The organism is Streptomyces flaveus (assembly GCF_014647675.1).
Classification (GTDB): domain Bacteria; phylum Actinomycetota; class Actinomycetes; order Streptomycetales; family Streptomycetaceae; genus Streptomyces; species Streptomyces flaveus.
On record NZ_BMPQ01000003.1, the window covers coordinates 149,334 to 166,014 of the forward strand.

Sequence of the window (16,681 nt, forward strand, 5' to 3'; positions counted from 1 at the left end):
CGCTCCGCTGGGAGAGGCGGGGAACTGCGGTCGTTCGTTGGCTGCGGGCCGTATGTGGCTGGTCGCGCAGTTCCCCGCGCCCCTATGGGGCGCCCCTTCAGCTGGTCTCTCCTGGATAGGTCACGCCGATGCGGTTCCGTACCGCGTCGAGCGTTCGCATCACCGCGAGGGTGCCGTCCAACGGGACGAGCGGCGACTCGGTCTCGCCCGCGCGCAGGCAGCGCATGACCTCGACGGCCTCGTGTTTGAGGCCGGCCCGGGTCGCGTCGGCCGCGGTGAACTCCTCCGGGTCGCGGCCGTCGCGGTGCAGTACGAAGCGGTCGGCGTGGAAGAAGCCGTACGGGATGTCGATACGGCCCTCGGACCCGGTGACCGAGGCGGAGGTGGACGTGCCGCCGACGAGAGAGCAGTGCAACGAAGCGAGAGCACCGCTCTCCCAAGAGAGCAGCATTCCCGTCTGGAGATCAACGCTCTCGTCGGAGAGCACCGCTCTCGCCATCACCTCCGAGGGCTCCCCGAGCAACAACTGCGCGAACGACACCGGATACACGCCCAGATCGAGCAGCGCGCCACCACCCTGCGCCGGGTCACGCAGCCGGTGAGTGGGCGGGAAGGGGCCGGAAAGCCCGAAGTCGGCCTGCACCGTGCGGACTTCACCGATGGCACCGTCGTCGACGAGTTCCTTGAGGCGCCGGATCAGCGGATTGCAGTACATCCACATGGCCTCCATCAGGAAGCTGCCGCGCTCCTTCGCGAGGGCGACCAGCTCCTCGGCCTCACGCGTGTTGAGCGTGAACGCCTTCTCGCACAGCACGTTGCGCCCCGCCTCCAGGCACAGCCCGGCCGCGGCCCGGTGCGCGGAGTGCGGCGTGGCGACGTACACCACATCCACGTCCTCGTCCGCCGCGAGGGCGCCCCAGTCGCCGTACGCCCTGGGGATCCCGAACCGGTCCGCGAACGCCTTCGCCGACTCCTCGGTCCGCGAGGCCACCGCCACGACCTCCGCGTCCGGCAGATCCACCAGATCCGCCGTGAACGCCGCCGCGATCCCTCCGGTCGCCAGCACACCCCAACGCACCCGTTCTGCCGCCACTTCCGCCATCCCCGAACCCTCGCTCCATGAATCTGTGATTCGCCAGCTTGTCCGAGCTGAGAGCATAGGTGGAAGGTTCAACCGACAGGGAGGGGCGCATGCCCGAGCAGGGCGGCACAAGACGGTACGAAGAAGGACGGGCCGGGCAGAGCAGTCAGGGGGGCGGAAATGGTCACATGCCGGGCGCGGCGATCGCTTCGGTCACGGGAGTGACCGCCGCGGACGCGCCCCCTGTACCCCCATCGAGTGGGAAGCCAGGCGTGCGCCCGCCGGGCGCCCGTCGCTCCGTAGGCCTGCTCGTCACGCTCATCCTCGGTGGCCTCACCGCCGTACCGCCGCTGTCCATGGACATGTACCTCCCGGCGCTCCCGGAGGTCACCGACTCGCTGCACGCGCCCGCGGCCACCGTGCAGTTGACGCTCACGGCGTGCCTCGCGGGGATGGCGCTCGGGCAACTGGTCGTCGGGCCGATGAGCGACAGGTGGGGGCGCAGGCGGCCGTTGATGGTGGGGCTGCTGATCTACATCGTCGCCACCGCCGTCTGCGCGTTCGCGCCCACCATCGAACTCCTCGTCGCCTTCCGGCTGCTCCAGGGGCTCGCGGGCGCGGCCGGGATCGTGATCGCGCGGGCCGTCGTACGCGATCTGTACGACGGCGTGGACATGGCGCGGTTCTTCTCCACGCTCATGCTGATCTCCGGAGTCGCGCCGATCGTCGCACCGCTCATAGGCGGGCAGGTACTGCGGATCACCGACTGGCGGGGCGTCTTCTACATCCTGGCGGCCGTCGGCGTCGTACTGACCGTCGTCGTCTGGCGTTTCCTGCCCGAGACGCTCGCGCCCGGACAACGCCACAGCGGCGGCGTCGCGGAGGCCCTGCGCACCATGCGCGGACTGCTCGCGGACCGCGTCTTCACCGGCTACATGCTCACCGGCGGCTTCGCCTTCGCCGCACTCTTCGCGTACGTCTCGGCCTCGCCGTTCGTGATCCAGGAGATCTACGGCGCCTCTCCGCAGACGTTCAGCATCCTCTTCGGCGTCAACTCGGTCGGCCTCGTGCTCGTCGGCCAGATCAACGGCAAGGTCCTCGTCGGCCGGGTCAGCCTCGACAAGGTGCTCATGGCCGGACTCGTGATCATCACCGCCGCGTCGGCCGCGCTGCTGCTGATGGCGGCGGGAGTCTTCGGCGAGGTGGGCCTCGTACCGATCTCCGTAGGCCTGTTCGTGCTGATGTCCGCGATGAGCCTGTGCCTGCCCAACACCAACGCGCTCGCCCTGATGCGCACCCCGCACGCCGCGGGCTCCGCGTCCGCCCTGCTCGGCACCTCCTCCTTCCTCGTCGGCGCGATCGCCACACCCCTCGTGGGCATCGCCGGGGAACACACGGCCGTCCCGATGGCCGTCGTCCAACTGGCCTGCGCACTGGTGGCCGTGGGCTGCTTCATGGGACTGTGCCGTCCCTGGCAGCGACACGCGGACGCGAAGGGTGGGGGTTCCCCCTTTTCGAGCGCAGCCGAGAAAAAGGGAGCAGACAGCTGAGCGCACCGAGACTGCGCCCCGGCACACCGGAACGTGCCGGGCTCGATCCCGATGAACTGGCTCAACTCGTACGGGAGGTCCGCGAACTCACCAGCGGGGATCCGCCCTGGGCCGCCGGTGCCGTGGTGATCGCCGGACGTGGCCCCGTGATCGCCGTAGAGGAGGCGGCGGGCTGGGCGGTGCGCTACTCCGCCTACGACGAGGACACCGGCCGCGGCCTCGAACTGCCGCACAGCGCATGGGTGCCGGCGAGTGTGCACACGCCCTTCGACCTCGCGTCCCTCACCAAACTCTTCACCAGCGTCGCCGCCGTCCAGCAACTGGAACGCGGCACGCTCGGCATCGACGCGCGCGTGGCGGCGTATCTCCCGGACTTCACGGCCGCGGCCGAACACGGCGTCACCGTACGGCAGTTACTCACCCACACCTCCGGGTTACGCCCAGAACTCCCGCTGTACGACTGCCGCAGCGACGCGGCACGGCTCGAGCTGCTGCGGGCGGAGGAGCCGGTGTCGGAGCCCGGCGAGGCGTACGTGTACTCCGACCTCAACATGCTCCTCCTCCAGCACGTCCTGGAGCGGATCACCGGGCGCCCGCTCGACGTCCTCGTGCGGGAGGGGATCACCCGGCCACTCGGGATGAGGGCGACCGGTTTCGGGCCGTGCCCGGGCGCGGCGGCCACCGAGGACCAGCGAAGACCCTGGGCCAAGGCGGACCGCGGCATGCTGCGCGGCGTGGTCCACGACGAGAACGCCTGGGCCGTCGGCGGCGTCGCCGGCCACGCCGGCCTCTTCTCGACGGCCCGCGACCTGGCGGTCTTCTGCCGCACACTGCTCGCGGGCGGCTCGTACGGTACGGCCCGCATCCTCGGCCCCGACTACGTCGAGCTGCTGTTCATCCCACCGGGCCTGGGCTTCGCGCTCGACCAGCCTTGGTTCATGGGGGAGTTGGCGGGGCGGGGGGCGGCGGGGCATACGGGCTTCACGGGTACGTCGCTGGTGCTGGACCCGGCAACGGACACGTTCCTGGTGCTGTTGACGAACGCGGTGCATCCGCGGCGGCGCCTTGTCCCCGACAACGGGCCGCGGGCGGCGGCGGGGACGCGGCTGGCGGGGGCGGTGCGGGGGATGTGAGGGGTGGGGGGCAGGGCTGTTGCGCGAAATTGTGACACTTGCACGTGCAAGTGTCACAATTTCGCGCAACAGCCCCGGGGGAGAGGAGCTCCGAGGGAAGCGGCGCTCTCGTGTGTGAGCGGTGCTCTCGTATGTGCGCGGCGCTCTGGTCAGTGAGCGGTGCTCTTGTGCGCGAACCATGCTCTGACCAGTGAGCGGTGCTCCTGAGCTGAGAGGCCGGGGCCGCCCCAACTCCCTCTCGACAGCGAGATGTCAGGGTTAGCCTGACGGCATGAACGATGCCGCAGACGCGTCCTCCGCTCCGGCCGCACCCGAGCTCCACAGACTGTCGCCCCGGGACGAGTCCCGAGTCGCCTTGGCTCTGACCCTCCGTCAACTGGCCGACGCCGTCCTGGATGCCGTACCGGTCGAGCCGGACCCGGAGCCCGGCGACCTGCTGCGCACCGCGCTGCGGCTCCAGCGCCGTACGGAGGACGTGGTACGCGAGGCGGTGGTCGCCGAACGCGAACGCGGCACCACCTGGTACCAGATCGGCGAGGCCGCCGGCATCACCCGGCAGTCCGCCCACGAGAAGTGGTACCGCGACGTCCACGCCTGGGCGGCCACAGGCCGCAGCGCCCTCCCGCCGGACCTGAAGACACTCGAAGTGGCAGCGGAAGCGGACGCCCGCTACGCCGCCCTGCGCCCGGACCGTCCGCACGCGGTCACCTCGGGCCTGGACGCGGTCCGCTTCCCCGGCTCCCATGCCTACGAGGCCAGCCTGCGCACCCGCGGCCTGGCCCTGCACACCCGCCGCATGGACCTGGACGCGCGGGCCACGAAGCTCAACGACGAGTACGGCACCCTGCATGCCCAGGGCCCCGCGGCCTCACCCACCGGCGACCCCCTGGTGATCGCCGCCCACCGCGGCCACGCGAAAGCGGTACGCACCAACCGTCTCGCCATCGCCGCGGTCCACGACGAGATAGCCACCATCTACGACCAACTCGCCACCGCTGAACCCTCCCTCGCGGAAGAACACCGCACCCTGTCCGACTGGCACCGCAACGCGTCAGAGCGGGCGCGGGGTTATGCGGACCTGCTGAAGGGCGAGGAGGGCTGAGCGGTCTGTCCGAGTCCGCTCGGCTCCTTCGGCTTCTTCGGCTCCTCAGGACTGGTACGGCTGCTGCTGTTGGGGCTGCCCCTGTCCGTACGCCTGGCCGCCGGGCCCGTTCGTGCCCTGTGCCTGCAGTTGCTCCGCCTGCTCCTTGGTGATCTTCATCTCCGCGCCGCAGAAGGTGCACTGCGTCATGTACTTCGTCGAGAACGGGAACAGCGGCACGAAGAACAGCGTGAACTTCGTGACGCGCTTCTTGAGCGTGTGTGCCGTGGGGTTGCCGCAGCTGCCGCACATGAACGTCAGTATCGCGAGCTGGTAGAGGTATCCCTTGGTGCCAAAGATGATCATGTGTCGGTCCTTCCCGGACTGCTCTCGGTCGTCGTAGTGCCCTCAACCTTAGAATCACCATGTGAACGTCCCACTGTCCCCTGATGACTCCCTGCGCACCGCCCTGGCCAGGCTGGTCGACGGATTGCCGCCGAAGAGGGCTGCTCAGGCGGTCGAGCGGCTGATCACGAACTATCGGGGACGGACGCCGACGGACGCACCGGTGTTGCGGGATCGTTCCGATGTGGTCGCGTATGCGGCGTACCGGATGCCGGCGACGTTCGAGGCGGTGCGCTCGGCGCTGGAGGCCTTCGCGGAGGCGGTGCCCGGGTGGGTGCCCGCAGGTCATGTGGACGTCGGCGGCGGGACCGGGGCGGCGACCTGGGCCGTCAACGCCACCTGGGCGGGGGAGCGGGCGGTCACCGTGCTCGACTGGGCCGAGCCGGCACTGGCACTCGGGCGCGAAATCGCCGCCGCCAACCCGGAGTTGAAGGCCGCCGAGTGGCAGCGCTCTCGTATTGGAGCGGCGCTCACGATCGAGAGCACTGATCTCGTGACCGTCTCGTACGTCCTCGGCGAGCTGACCGAGGCCGACCGCGCCGCCGTCGTCGACGCCGCCACAACCTCCGGCCAGGCCGTCATGATCGTCGAGCCCGGCACCCCCGACGGCTACACCCGCGTCATCGAGGCCCGCGACCGCCTCATCGACGCCGGCTTCCACATCGCGGCCCCCTGCCCCCACAGCGCGACCTGCCCCATCGCCCCCGGCCAGGACTGGTGCCACTTCTCCGCCCGGGTCAGCCGCTCCTCCCTGCATCGCCAGGTCAAGGGCGGCTCCCTGCCATACGAGGACGAGAAGTTCAGCTACGTCGCCGCCACCCGCTTCCCGGTCACCCCGGCCCCCTCCCGCGTCATCCGCAGGCCCCAGATCCGCAAGGGCCAAGTCCTCCTCGACCTGTGCGAGACCGAACGGTCACTGCACCGGACCACGGTCACCAAGCGCCACGGTCTGCTCTACAAGGCGGCGCGCGACGCCGACTGGGGAGACGCCTGGCCGCCTGCCGCGCACAACGAGACCTGAGCTAAAACCACTTGCAGCGCCCACCCGGCCTACGGATAAGTCCTCAGGTATGTCAACGTCGTCGCCGTCATCGTCAGCATCGCTGCGCCTGGAGGAGGTAACGCCCGCCAACTTCGAAACCGCTGTCGGTCTTCGCGTCCGCCCCGACCAGGAACGCCTGGTCGCCCCGGTCGTGAAGTCCCTCGCCGAGGCCTACGTCCACCCCGGTGTCGCCTGGCCCCGCCTCATCCGCGACGGTGACCGCGCCGTCGGCTTCCTCATGGCTTTCTTCGACATCGACTGGACCGGCGCGGGCACCGGCGCCGACATCCGCTCCGGCCTCTGGCGCCTCAACATCGCGGCCGACGAACAGGGCCGGGGCTACGGCCGCTTCGCCGTCCAGTCCGTGGCCGCCGAGATCCGCCGCCGAGGCGGCAAACACCTCTACGTCACCTGGCACCCGGGCCCCGACGGCCCCGAGGCCTTCTACCTCGGCCTCGGCTTCCGTCCGACCGGCGAGGTCAGCGAGGACGAGACGGTGGGGGTTCTGGCGACGGCCTGAGTCCACGCCCCGCCCGGTGCGGGCTCCGTATGCGAAGCCGCCCCGCCGTAGCCCTCGACAGGCTACGGCGGGGCGACCCCGCTCCGGTTCACAACGACTCGCCGCTCGTGCGCCCTCCCTGTCGTTTCTCCTGGAGCTTGCGCAGCAGCTCCCGTTTCTGGGCCTGTGGGTCGAGTCGTCCGCCGGTTCGGGCGCCACGGTCGCCGCCTCGCAGTGCCTTGCGGCTCAGCTTGCTGCGGGTGCCGCCTACTCCGAGCATGTTTCCGGATCCGGATCGGGTCATCTTGGGCTCCTTGGTCATGGGTGCGGGAAGGCTTGTCGAGACGAGTCGAACCGTCTCGCTAAAGCTTCCCCACTGTCAGGCGAGACGAACCGTCTTGTCAACCTGATAAATTCGGCCCATGGTCCAGAAGCCCACGCAGCAGAAGCCCGCCCCCAATTCCACCCGCCGCAGCGAGCGATCCCGGCGTGCCATCTACGACGCCGCCCTCGCCCTCGTCAGTGAGGTCGGCTATCCGAAGACCACCATCGAGGGCATCGCCGCCCGCGCCGGCGTCGGCAAGCAGACGATCTACCGATGGTGGTCATCGAAGGCCGACGTCCTGCTCGAGGCGTTCATCGACCTGAGCGCCCAGGCGGCGGAGGCTGCGCACCGGCCCGAGGTCATCGGGGAAGCGGCCGAGTACGAGATCCCGGACACCGGCGATCTGGAGGCCGACCTCAAGCAGGTCCTGCGGGCCACCGTCGACGAGCTGCTCGACCCCAAGTTCGAGATCCCCTCGCGCGCGCTGGCAGCCGAAGGGGTCGTCAACGAGCAGCTCGGCAGGGAATTCGTCGGCAAGCTCCTCGAACCCCAACTTCAGCTGTACGTGAAGCGCCTGCGCTCCGCCCAGGACCAGGGCGCCGTACGCCCCGAAATCGACCCGCGCATCGCCCTGGAGCTCTTCGTCTCGCCGCTTGCCCAGCGCTGGCTCCAGTACACGGGTCCGATCTCGTACGAGTACGTCGACACCCTCGTCGACTACGCCCTCCACGGCCTCGCCCGGCGCTGAGCGATGCACTGCGCGCCGCACTGATCGGCACGCTGAGCGGCGCGTTGAGCTCCGATTGTGACCAGGGTGACACTGAAGGCACGTAAATGAGGCATTTAAATGCCTTCAAAGTGCGCGATAGCACCCGATCCCTGGGTCGCGTACGCATCGCCCCACCCACCCCAGGACGGGTGCTTCGGCACCCCGTGCCGCACGATGGTGGGAGCATGAGGCATGCTGTCCGCAACACGCTGTCCGCACAACAGCGAGGCGAGGGATAGATGAGCGCAGAGTTCGGCCGCCGTTCGGGCGGGCAGGGCAGGATCTCCCAGTGGCTGCGCGGGCGCCGACGTCCCTCGATGACCGACGCCGCCGACGACACCAGCCGTGAGGATCTGCTCCTCGCCGCCGCCCGCGCCGGGCTGCCGCTCGCGCCCGCCGCCCACCCCTCCGGCTACCGGTGCTCCTGCGACCGCGTCGGCTGTCCCACCCCCGCCCGGCATCCCGTGTCGTTCGCCTGGCAGACCCAGTCCACGACCGACCGCGCACAGATCGAGCGCTGGGCCCGGCACCAGCCGCAGGCCAACTTCATCACCGCGACGGGCATGGTCCACGACGTACTCGACGTACCCCTGGACGCCGGCCGCAAGGCCCTGGAGCGGTTGCTCGCCTCCGGCATCGACGTCGGACCCGTCGCCGAGTCCGGCGGCGACCGGATGCTCTTCTTCACGGCGACCCGCGGTACGCCCGAGGAGGAGGACGAGTGGTGGCCCTGCGAGCTGGACTGCCACCCCGAGACGATGGACGAGCACCCCGGGCTGCGGTGGCACTGCCGTGGGTCGTACGTCCTCGTGCCGCCCGCGCAGCTTCCCGGTGACCTGACGGTCGCCTGGGTACGCGGGCCCGAACATCCGCTGCCGGACCCGCTGACGCTGCTTGAGTTCCTCACGGACGAGTGTGCGCGGTTCGCCGGCGCTGAGCCTGAGCAGTTGGCGGCGTGGCCCCTTCGGGGCTGACGCCAGCCGCTCCGCGGGGGGCGCGTGATTCGTCTGCGGGTTCGTTGTGGCTGGTCGCGCAGTTCCCCGCGCCCCTGAAGGGGCGCTCCCCGCACCCCACGCTCCGAAGGGTGCCCCTTACTCGCCCTTCGCCCCCGTCAACCCCTGAATCCTCGCCAAGAACTCCACCTTCTGGTCCGCCGCGCCCGGCCCCGGGTCCAGTACTGCCTGGTTCGACACCGACTCCAGCGTGATCGACTGCTTGGCCTCGCCCGTCATCAGGGCCTTCACGTTCGCGTCGGAGACGTTCAGGGGGACGCCCTGGGCCGCCGTCTGCTTCTCGTAGTGGCGGGTGGTGAAGAAGACCAGGGCGCTGCCGTCCGTGGTGCGCAGGCCGAGGGGGGCGTAGTCGCCGGAGGTCAGTGGCTCGTCGAGGTACTGGCGGACCAGGCCCGGCTTCTCCGCGTTCTTCTGGCGGGCGTCCCGCCATGCGGAGGTGTGCGGGCCCGGTGCGAAGGCGGCGCCGCCGTCCTGCAGGTACGTCGCGTACGTCTCGGCCAGGTCCTGCGGCGGTACGGCCAGATCCCCGGCGTTCGCGGTGACGGGATCGGCCCAGCCGTCCTTGTCCTTCTTGAACTCCGGTACGTCGTCGGCGGCGAGGATCGTCAGATACGACACCTCCCACACCTCGTTTGCGCCACCCCGGGTGAAGACCATCAGCCAACGGGTGTTGTCGGCGCCCTTGTTGGCCTTCGAGTCGGCGACGAACCAGCGCGGCCAGCCCGCCTTCTTGGGGATGGTGTACTCGGTGTCCGTCAGCTTCAGCGGCGCATAGTCGGGATTGCCGCCCGGCTGGTTCTTCGCGCCCGCCCTGAGCTTGGCGCCGTCGATGTCGGCGAGCGGGCCGGTGACCCGGTCGGAGTCCAGGGCCTGGTCGTTGGCCGCGTTGGCGTCGTTGTAGGCGGCCGTGAAGTCCTTGAGGGCACGCGCGGCCTCGGTCTTCGTGGCCCCCGGGAGGATCTCCCGCTCCCCGTGCACCACCATGCACCCGCTCGCTGTCACCGACAGCACGGTGACCGCTGCCGCCGACGTGCTCAACCGGCCCCACCTGCGAAGTGTCTGCGGCGTCTTCATCGGTTCGTCCTCACCTACCCCTTCCCGGAGGCGAACCTTATCGGGGCCGGGAAACGCGCCGCACACGGGATCACGTAACGGGATCACGTACAAGGGCGGACCTCAGGCCTCCTCGACCTTCTCGCGCACCGGAGCGGGCGTCTTCGCCGGCCCGCCGCCGAGCCGCATCGGTGACAGGAAGAGGGCGAGCGTCGGCACCAAGTACAGGGACCACGCGATGACTTGGAGGACAGTCGGGTCGGGCTGGAAGTTGAAGATGCCCTTCAGGAGCGTCCCGTACCAGCTGTCCGGCGGGATGGTGGTGCTGATGTCGAAGGCCTTGTTCGCCAGGCCGGGCAGGAACTCGGCCTCCTGGAGGTCGTGGAAGCCATATGCGAGGACGCCTGCGGCCACGATCACCAGCATGCCGCCCGTCCAGGTGAAGAACTTGGCGAGGTTGATGCGCAGGGCACCGCGGTAGAACAGCCAGCCGAGGACGACCGCCGTCGTCAGGCCCAGGGCCACGCCGATCAGCGGGCGTGGTGTCCCGTCGTTCGCCGCGTGCACCGACGCCCACACGAACAGCGCAGTCTCCAGGCCTTCGCGGCCCACCGCCAAGAACGCGGTCGCGACCAGCGCGCCCGTGCCCATCTGCAGCGCCGCATCCAACTTGCCGTGCAGCTCTGCCTTCAGATGACGGGCCGTACGCCGCATCCAGAAGACCATCCACGTCACCAGGACCACCGCGACGATGGACAGTGAGCCGCCGAGCGCCTCCTGCGCCTTGAACGTCAGCTCCTGGGAGCCGAATTCGAGCGCGAAGCCGAAGCCGAGGGAGATGCCGACGGCGACGCCGATGCCGATCCAGATGGGCTTCAGAGCATCCCGGCGGTCCGTCTTCACCAGATAGGCGATCAGGATGCAGACGACGAGGCTGGCTTCCAGCCCTTCGCGCAGCCCGATCAGGTAGTTGGCAAACACGGTCTACGCCTCCTCGGAGAACAGCGCCCGCCCCCACCAGTCGCCCGTGTCCCGGACGCCCGGCGGGATCGCGAAGATCGCCGAACCCACATGCTGGATGTACTCGTTGAGCGGGTCGATCGCCAGGCTGCGCTGCACCGGGATGAAGCCCTGGCGCACGTCACGCTGGTACGCGAGGAAGAACAGCCCCGCGTCCAGGCGGCCGAGACCGTCCGTGCCGTCGGTGAAGGAGTAGCCGCGGCGCAGGAGCGTCGCCCCGTTGTTGGAGTCGGGGTGCGCGAGCCGGACGTGCGCGTCGGGCTTCATCGCCTTCAGGAACGGCTCGTCCCGCTCCTTCGCCTTGCCCACCGGAGCGCCTTCGCCCTTGTCGCGGCCGAAGATGTCCTCCTGCTCCTGGAGCGAGGTACGGTCCCAGGTCTCGATGTTCATGCGGATGCGCCGCGCCACCAGGTACGAGCCGCCGGTCATCCAGGACGGCCCCTCCGATTCCACCCACACGAACTTCTTCAGCCGGTCCGTCTCCGTCCCCGCGATATTGCGGGTGCCGTCCTTGAACCCCATGAGGTTGCGGGGGGTCTGTTCCTCCGGAGTCGTCGACGAGGTCTTGCCGAACCCCAGCTGGGACCAGCGGACGACGACCTTGCCGAAGCCGATCCGGGCGAGGTTGCGGACCGCGTGCACCGCGACCTGCGGATCGTCCGCGCAGGCCTGGACGCACAGATCGCCGCCGCTGCGGTTCTTGTCGAGGTTGTCGCCCGCGAACTTCGGCAGGTCCACGAGGGCTTCGGGCCGCTCACCCTCCAGCCCGAACTTCCCGAACAGGGACGGCCCGAAGCCGATCGTCAGCGTCAGCCGCGACGGCTTGAGGCCCAGCGCCTCACCGGTGTCGTCCGGCGGCGCCTCGGCCAGACCGCCGTACGCGCCCTCGCCGACCGCCTGCCCGGCCGTCATCCGGCGAGCGGCGGCCGTCCAGTCCTTCAGCAGCTGGACGAACTCGGCACGGTCCTCGGTCTTCACGTCGAAGGTGGCGAAGTGCAGCCGGTCCTGCACCGGTGTGGCGATGCCCGCCTGGTGCACGCCGTGGAAGGCGACCGCGGCGCCCGACTCGGCGGCGGTCGGCTCGGCGTCGTCGCCCGTACGGGTCATCGCCACCGCACCGCCGGCCGCGGCGGCCCCGAGCGCGAGCCCGGCACCGCCCCAGCCGATCAGTGAACGCCGGGACGGAGTACGGGAGTTGGAGTCCCGCGTCTCGGCGGCCCCGTTGCTCTCGTCGGTCTGGCCCGTGGCTTCCGTTGTGTTCGTTGTGTCTGTGCTGTTCGTGGTGTCCGTCATGGCGAGGGGCCCCTCTTACTTCACGACGGCGGCGGCGAGCTTGGACAGCGGCTCGGCGAGCGCGTTCACCGAGTCCGAGAGCTCCTTGCGGTCGGCCTTGCCGACCTTGTCGTACGAGGTGAACTCGTAGGAGTTCTTGTCCGCGCGGTACTTGTCCAGCAGCGTGTTCAGCGCCGCGAACTGTGTGTCGAGCTCCTTCGTCAGCGCCGCGTCGTTCTCCGAGGCGACCGGCTTCAGCAGCTCGTACGACTTCTCGGCGCCCTCGACGTTCGCCTTGAAGTCGACCAGGTCCGTGTGCGAGTAGCGCTCCTCCTCGCCGGTGACCTTGCCGGTGGCGACCTCGTCGAGGAGTTCCTTGGCGCCGTTGCCCATCGAGGTCGGGGTGATCTCGGCCCTGCCGACGCGCTTCTGCCAGTCCGTCAGGTCGGTGATCAGCTGGTCGGCGAGCTCGGAGTCGCGGTCGGTGAGCTTCTTGTCCTGCCACAGCGAGCGCTCCAGACGGTGCCAGCCGGTCCAGTCCTTCTCCAGGTCCTGGCCCTCCTCCAGACCGTCCTCGCGCAGGTCGACCTTCGGGTCGATGTCACCGAAGGACTCGGCGACCGGCTCGGTGCGCTCCCAGCCGATGCGCGAGTCGGCGTACGCCTTCTTCGCGGCCTCGATGTCGCCCGCCTTGACCGCCTCGGCGAAGACCTTCGCCTTGGGCAGCGTCTCGTCGGCCTGCTGCTGCGCGTACGCCCGGTAGTCGGCGACGGCCTTGTCCAGGCGCGGGTCGCGCTTGGCGACCTTGCCGCCGCCCGTGGCGGTGACGTCCTGGCGTATGCCCTTGCCCTTCATGCCCGGCTTGCAGGCGATCCGGTAGTCGCCCGCCTTCACCTCGGCGGTGACCTTCTGGCTGGTGCCGGGACCGATGTTCTCGCGCTCGGTGACGATCCGGTCGTCCGGGAAGAGTAGATAGACCTCGGTGACCTTGGAGCCCTTGTTCTCCACGGCGATCTCGACGTGCCCGGCCGGGAACTCCTTTGTGGACACCTCGCACTTGGTGTCGGTGGCGGTCACCGCGATGACGCCCTCGTCGCCCGCGGCGGCGTCGCTCTTCTCGGTGCAGCCCGTGACGGCGGTCAGCGCCGCCGCGGTGGCGGCGGCGGTGACGACGGAGAGGCGGACGGCGCGCATACGGACTCCAAGGAAACTCAAGGGAAGTGCACAGAGGAGCCAAAGACTCCGAGGTGAGGCCGCCCTAACTTATCTGAGGCTTACCTCAGTGCCCCCTGCCCGTCCAGTGATTCAGCTCTCATGTATGACGTACCGACACGGCCGCATCACGGTGGCTCAATCCGCACCCCACGAAACGGTCAAAGCCGGGTCAAGAACCCCGTCGCGGAGTAATGAGGACCTCCCCGCTGCGCGGATGCGGGAAGACCTCCACCGGCTGTCGGTAGACGTCCGAGAGCAGCCGGTCCGTGAAGATCTCGGCCGGTGGCCCGTCGGCCACGGCGCGTCCGGCGGAGAGGATCACCACCCGGTGCGCGTACGCCGCCGCGAGCCCCAGATCGTGCAGCACGACGACCACCGCGTCCCCGGCGAGGGCCCGTTCCCGGCAGATCCGCAGCACCAGTTCCTGGTGGCGCAGGTCCAGGGCGGCCGTCGGCTCGTCGAGCAGCAGGAGCGAGGCGCGCTGGGCGAGCACGCGGGCGAGCGCGACCCTGGCCCGCTCGCCGCCGCTGAGTGCCGAGAAGGGGCGGGCCGCGAAGTCCAATGTCTCGGTCGCCGCCATCGCCGTGGCCACCGCCGGGTCGTCCTCGTCCTCCAGTGCCGTACCGGCCCAGGGCGCCCGGCCCATCCGTACGACCTCCTCGACCGCGAACGGGAAGGAGAGCGTCGCGGACTGCGGCAACACGGCCCGGCGCAGGGCGAGTTCATGCGCCGACCAGTCGGCCGCCGGGCGACCATGGACCCGTACGAGCCCTGCCGCGGTCGGGAGATCAGCGGCCAGCGCGCTCAACAGGGTTGATTTTCCCGCCCCGTTGGGGCCGACCAGCGCCAGTACTTCGCCCGCGCGGGCCATGACGTCCACGCCGGACAGCACCTCGCGGGTGCCGAGCCGTACGTGCAGGGCCTCGGCCTCGGCGAGTACGTCGCCTGGGTGCACGGCGGCGGGAGGCGTGGGCCTCGCGCCGGGCAGCCGGAGCCACTTCATGCCGTTCATGCCCAACCTCCTTGCCTGCGGCGGGTCCTGCGCAGCAGCCAGAAGAAGAACGGGCTGCCGAACAGCGCGGTCAGCACCCCGAGCGGCAACTCGGCGGGCTCGGCAACCGTACGGGCCGCGAGATCGCCCGCGAGCAGCACCACCGCACCGCCGAGCGCACTGCCCGGCAGGAGGAAACGGTGGCCGGGACCGGCCGCCATCCGCAGCAGATGCGGGATGACCAGGCCCACGAAGCCGATGATCCCGGAGACCGACACCGCGGCGGCCGTCAGCAGCGCGATGACCAGGACGAGAACGATCCGCAGCCGTTCGACGTCCACGCCCAGGTGCCGGGCCGGGCGTTCACCGAGGGAGAGGAGATCCAACTTCCGCGCGTACAGCGGCGCGACGGCCAGTCCGAGGGCCGCGCACGGCAGCACCGCGAGCACCTTCGGCCAGGTCGCAGCGGAGAGCGAACCGAGCTGCCAGAAGGTGATCTGGTTCACCGCCGCCGTGTCCGCGAAGAAGATGAACAGGCCGATCAGCGCGCCGGTGAAGGCGTTCACGGCGATCCCCGTGAGGATCAGCGTCACCACTTCCGTACGGCCGCCCGAGCGCGACATCGCGTACACGAGCAGGACCGTGCCGAGGCCCGTCACGAAGGCGAAGGCCGGGATGGTCCAGTTGCCGAGGAAGTTCAGGCCGAACGAGATCGCGGCGACCGCGCCGACCGCCGCGCCCGAGGAGACGCCGATGACGCCCGGTTCTGCGAGGGGGTTGCCGAACACGCCCTGCATCAGCGCGCCCGCGCAGCCCAGCGAGGCGCCGATGAGCAGCGCGAGGACGATGCGCGGGAAGCGGACGTTCCACAGGACGGACTCGGGGACGCGCGAGAGTTCGCTGCCGCCGAGGCCCGCGCGGTGGGCGATGGAGGTGAGGACGTCGCCGGGGGAGATGTCGTACGCGCCGAGCCCCGCGGAGGTGAGGGTGAGCAGGACGAGGAGGGCGGTCATGGCGGCGGTGAGCAGCCAGGGCGTGCCGCGGCGGGGTCTTGCGGGGAGGTCGCCGACGGGCGGTGCCTCGTGGGCCGGGGCCTTGGCGCCGGGTGCCGCCCCCTTGTCCGTCACGGTCACTCGGCGTCCCCGTACAACTGACCGACCAGCGACTTCAGTACCTCGTCCGTACGCGGCCCGTAGTTGAGGAGTACGCCGTCCTCGATCGAGACGACCCGGCGCTCCATGCCGGCCGGGGTCTGCGCGATACCGGGGATCTTCACGAGCCCGTCGATGCCGCCGACGGACTCGAGGCCCTTGGACATCACGAGGATCGCGTCGGGCGCGGCCTGTGCGAGGGCCTCCGTGGTGATCGCCGTGAAGTCCTTCTCCAGGCCCGACTCGGCCCCGGCGTCCACCGCTCCCGCCGCTTCGAGCAGTGAGGTGGCGCCCGATCCCTTGCCGCCGATCAGATAGACGGAGGCGGAGCCGCGGAGGTAGAGGAACGCGACGCGCGGCTTGTCGCCGTCCGGAACCTCCTTGCGTACGGCGGCGATTCGCTGTTCGGAGCGCTGCGCCAGCTCCTCCCCGGCGGCCGGTACGCCGAGGGCACCGGCCACCGCCTCGATCCGCGGGCCCACGTCGTCCAGGCCCTTGGCCGGGGCGACGACCAGGATGGGGATGCCCGCGTCGCGGATCTGGTCCATGGCCTCGTCGGGGCCGGTGGTCGACTCGGCGAGCACGAGGTCGGGCTTGAGGGACAGGACGCTCTCGGCGGAGACGTCGTGGTTGCGGGTGACCACCGGCAGCTTCTCCGCCTGCTCGAAGGTGGCGGTGATGTCGCGGGCGACGACGCTCTTGCCGAGGCCGAGGGTGAAGACGATCTCGCTGAGGCTGCCGGAGAGCGGAACGACGCGCTCGGCCTTCCGGACGGTGATGCTCTTGCCGTCGGCGGAGCGGACGGTGACGGGCAGTTGGGGCTTCGGGGTGTCCTCGATCGGCTCGACCCGGTTGGCCGCCTTCTCAACTTGCCCTGATTTCTCGGCAGTTGATGTGCCCGAGTCTTCTGCGGAGCCTGAGCACCCGGCGAGGGTGAGGGCGAGGGCGAGGGCGGACAGCAGTGCGCCCGCCAGTCTTGTGCGCAAGCGTTGCACGGTCCTCTTCATTCCTCTCGGTCCACTTCCGGCACCTGACTCGCAAGCTTAGGTTAGCCTTACCTTTGTTCGCTACCGGCAGTCGC

The 16,681-nt window shown here is 69.9% G+C and carries 17 protein-coding genes; 7 read left to right on the forward strand and 10 right to left on the reverse strand.

Annotation, left to right across the window (positions count from 1 at the left end; genetic code table 11):
• Nucleotides 1–97: 97 nt before the first annotated feature.
• A complete protein-coding gene (locus IEZ21_RS07420; RefSeq protein WP_189321074.1) occupies nt 98–1,102 on the reverse strand; it encodes a Gfo/Idh/MocA family protein in 1,005 nt (334 codons plus the stop codon).
• An 89-nt stretch (nt 1,103–1,191) separates the two neighbouring features.
• On the opposite strand from IEZ21_RS07420, the gene IEZ21_RS07425 reads away from it, so the two are divergent.
• The 3 genes from IEZ21_RS07425 to IEZ21_RS07435 all read left to right on the forward strand — a co-directional run bounded on the left by IEZ21_RS07425 (nt 1,192) and on the right by IEZ21_RS07435 (nt 4,866).
• On the forward strand, nt 1,192–2,631 hold the full coding sequence (locus IEZ21_RS07425) for a Bcr/CflA family multidrug efflux MFS transporter (protein WP_246567377.1): 1,440 nt from the start codon (nt 1,192–1,194) through the stop codon (nt 2,629–2,631).
• Nucleotides 2,628–3,764 (forward strand): serine hydrolase domain-containing protein, encoded by a 1,137-nt coding sequence (locus IEZ21_RS07430; protein WP_246567456.1) that lies wholly within the window; start codon nt 2,628–2,630, stop codon nt 3,762–3,764. The genes IEZ21_RS07425 and IEZ21_RS07430 overlap by 4 nt, the downstream gene beginning before the upstream one ends.
• Nucleotides 3,765–4,035: 271 nt before the next feature.
• Nucleotides 4,036–4,866 (forward strand): hypothetical protein, encoded by an 831-nt coding sequence (locus IEZ21_RS07435; RefSeq protein ID WP_063742051.1) that lies wholly within the window; start codon nt 4,036–4,038, stop codon nt 4,864–4,866.
• Between the two features lie 45 nt (nt 4,867–4,911).
• Here IEZ21_RS07435 and IEZ21_RS07440 read toward each other — a convergent pair whose 3' ends face one another.
• On the reverse strand, nt 4,912–5,211 hold the full coding sequence (locus IEZ21_RS07440) for a zinc-ribbon domain-containing protein (protein ID WP_189321076.1): 300 nt from the start codon (nt 5,209–5,211) through the stop codon (nt 4,912–4,914).
• Nucleotides 5,212–5,272: 61 nt separating this feature from the next.
• Between IEZ21_RS07440 and IEZ21_RS07445 the strand changes: the two genes are divergently transcribed.
• Together IEZ21_RS07445 and IEZ21_RS07450 are read left to right on the forward strand one after the other, a co-directional pair.
• The gene (locus IEZ21_RS07445) at nt 5,273–6,271 is read left to right on the forward strand and encodes a small ribosomal subunit Rsm22 family protein (protein WP_189321077.1); all 999 of its coding nucleotides are present in this window, start codon (nt 5,273–5,275) and stop codon (nt 6,269–6,271) included.
• 49 nt (nt 6,272–6,320) lie between these two features.
• The gene (locus IEZ21_RS07450; protein ID WP_189321078.1) at nt 6,321–6,812 is read left to right on the forward strand and encodes a GNAT family N-acetyltransferase; all 492 of its coding nucleotides are present in this window, start codon (nt 6,321–6,323) and stop codon (nt 6,810–6,812) included.
• Nucleotides 6,813–6,900: 88 nt separating this feature from the next.
• On the opposite strand, the gene IEZ21_RS07455 is transcribed toward IEZ21_RS07450, so the two are convergent.
• Complete coding sequence (locus IEZ21_RS07455) at nt 6,901–7,095, reverse strand: DUF6243 family protein (protein WP_189321414.1); 195 nt, start codon at nt 7,093–7,095, stop codon at nt 6,901–6,903.
• A 118-nt stretch (nt 7,096–7,213) separates the two neighbouring features.
• Between IEZ21_RS07455 and IEZ21_RS07460 the strand changes: the two genes are divergently transcribed.
• Nucleotides 7,214–7,864, forward strand: coding sequence for a TetR/AcrR family transcriptional regulator (locus IEZ21_RS07460; RefSeq protein ID WP_189321079.1), 651 nt, complete (start codon nt 7,214–7,216; stop codon nt 7,862–7,864).
• 260 nt (nt 7,865–8,124) lie between these two features.
• On the forward strand, nt 8,125–8,859 hold the full coding sequence (locus tag IEZ21_RS07465) for a bifunctional DNA primase/polymerase (protein WP_189321080.1): 735 nt from the start codon (nt 8,125–8,127) through the stop codon (nt 8,857–8,859).
• A gap of 117 nt (nt 8,860–8,976) precedes the next feature.
• Here IEZ21_RS07465 and IEZ21_RS07470 read toward each other — a convergent pair whose 3' ends face one another.
• The 7 genes from IEZ21_RS07470 to IEZ21_RS07500 all read right to left on the reverse strand — a co-directional run bounded on the left by IEZ21_RS07470 (nt 8,977) and on the right by IEZ21_RS07500 (nt 16,607).
• Complete coding sequence (locus IEZ21_RS07470; RefSeq protein WP_189321081.1) at nt 8,977–9,972, reverse strand: SCO2278 family lipoprotein; 996 nt, start codon at nt 9,970–9,972, stop codon at nt 8,977–8,979.
• A gap of 102 nt (nt 9,973–10,074) precedes the next feature.
• The gene (gene efeU / locus IEZ21_RS07475) at nt 10,075–10,932 is read right to left on the reverse strand and encodes an iron uptake transporter permease EfeU (RefSeq protein WP_189321082.1); all 858 of its coding nucleotides are present in this window, start codon (nt 10,930–10,932) and stop codon (nt 10,075–10,077) included.
• Between the two features lie 3 nt (nt 10,933–10,935).
• Entirely contained in the window at nt 10,936–12,264 is a 1,329-nt protein-coding gene (efeB, locus tag IEZ21_RS07480) for an iron uptake transporter deferrochelatase/peroxidase subunit (protein ID WP_189321083.1), read from the reverse strand.
• A 15-nt stretch (nt 12,265–12,279) separates the two neighbouring features.
• Entirely contained in the window at nt 12,280–13,437 is a 1,158-nt protein-coding gene (gene efeO, locus IEZ21_RS07485) for an iron uptake system protein EfeO (protein ID WP_189321084.1), read from the reverse strand.
• Nucleotides 13,438–13,627: 190 nt separating this feature from the next.
• The gene (locus tag IEZ21_RS07490; protein WP_189321085.1) at nt 13,628–14,470 is read right to left on the reverse strand and encodes a heme ABC transporter ATP-binding protein; all 843 of its coding nucleotides are present in this window, start codon (nt 14,468–14,470) and stop codon (nt 13,628–13,630) included.
• Entirely contained in the window at nt 14,467–15,582 is a 1,116-nt protein-coding gene (locus tag IEZ21_RS07495; RefSeq protein ID WP_246567380.1) for a FecCD family ABC transporter permease, read from the reverse strand. Before IEZ21_RS07495 ends, IEZ21_RS07490 begins: the two co-directional genes overlap by 4 nt.
• A complete protein-coding gene (locus IEZ21_RS07500) occupies nt 15,579–16,607 on the reverse strand; it encodes a heme/hemin ABC transporter substrate-binding protein (protein ID WP_189321086.1) in 1,029 nt (342 codons plus the stop codon). The genes IEZ21_RS07495 and IEZ21_RS07500 overlap by 4 nt, the downstream gene beginning before the upstream one ends.
• Nucleotides 16,608–16,681 lie beyond the last annotated feature (74 nt).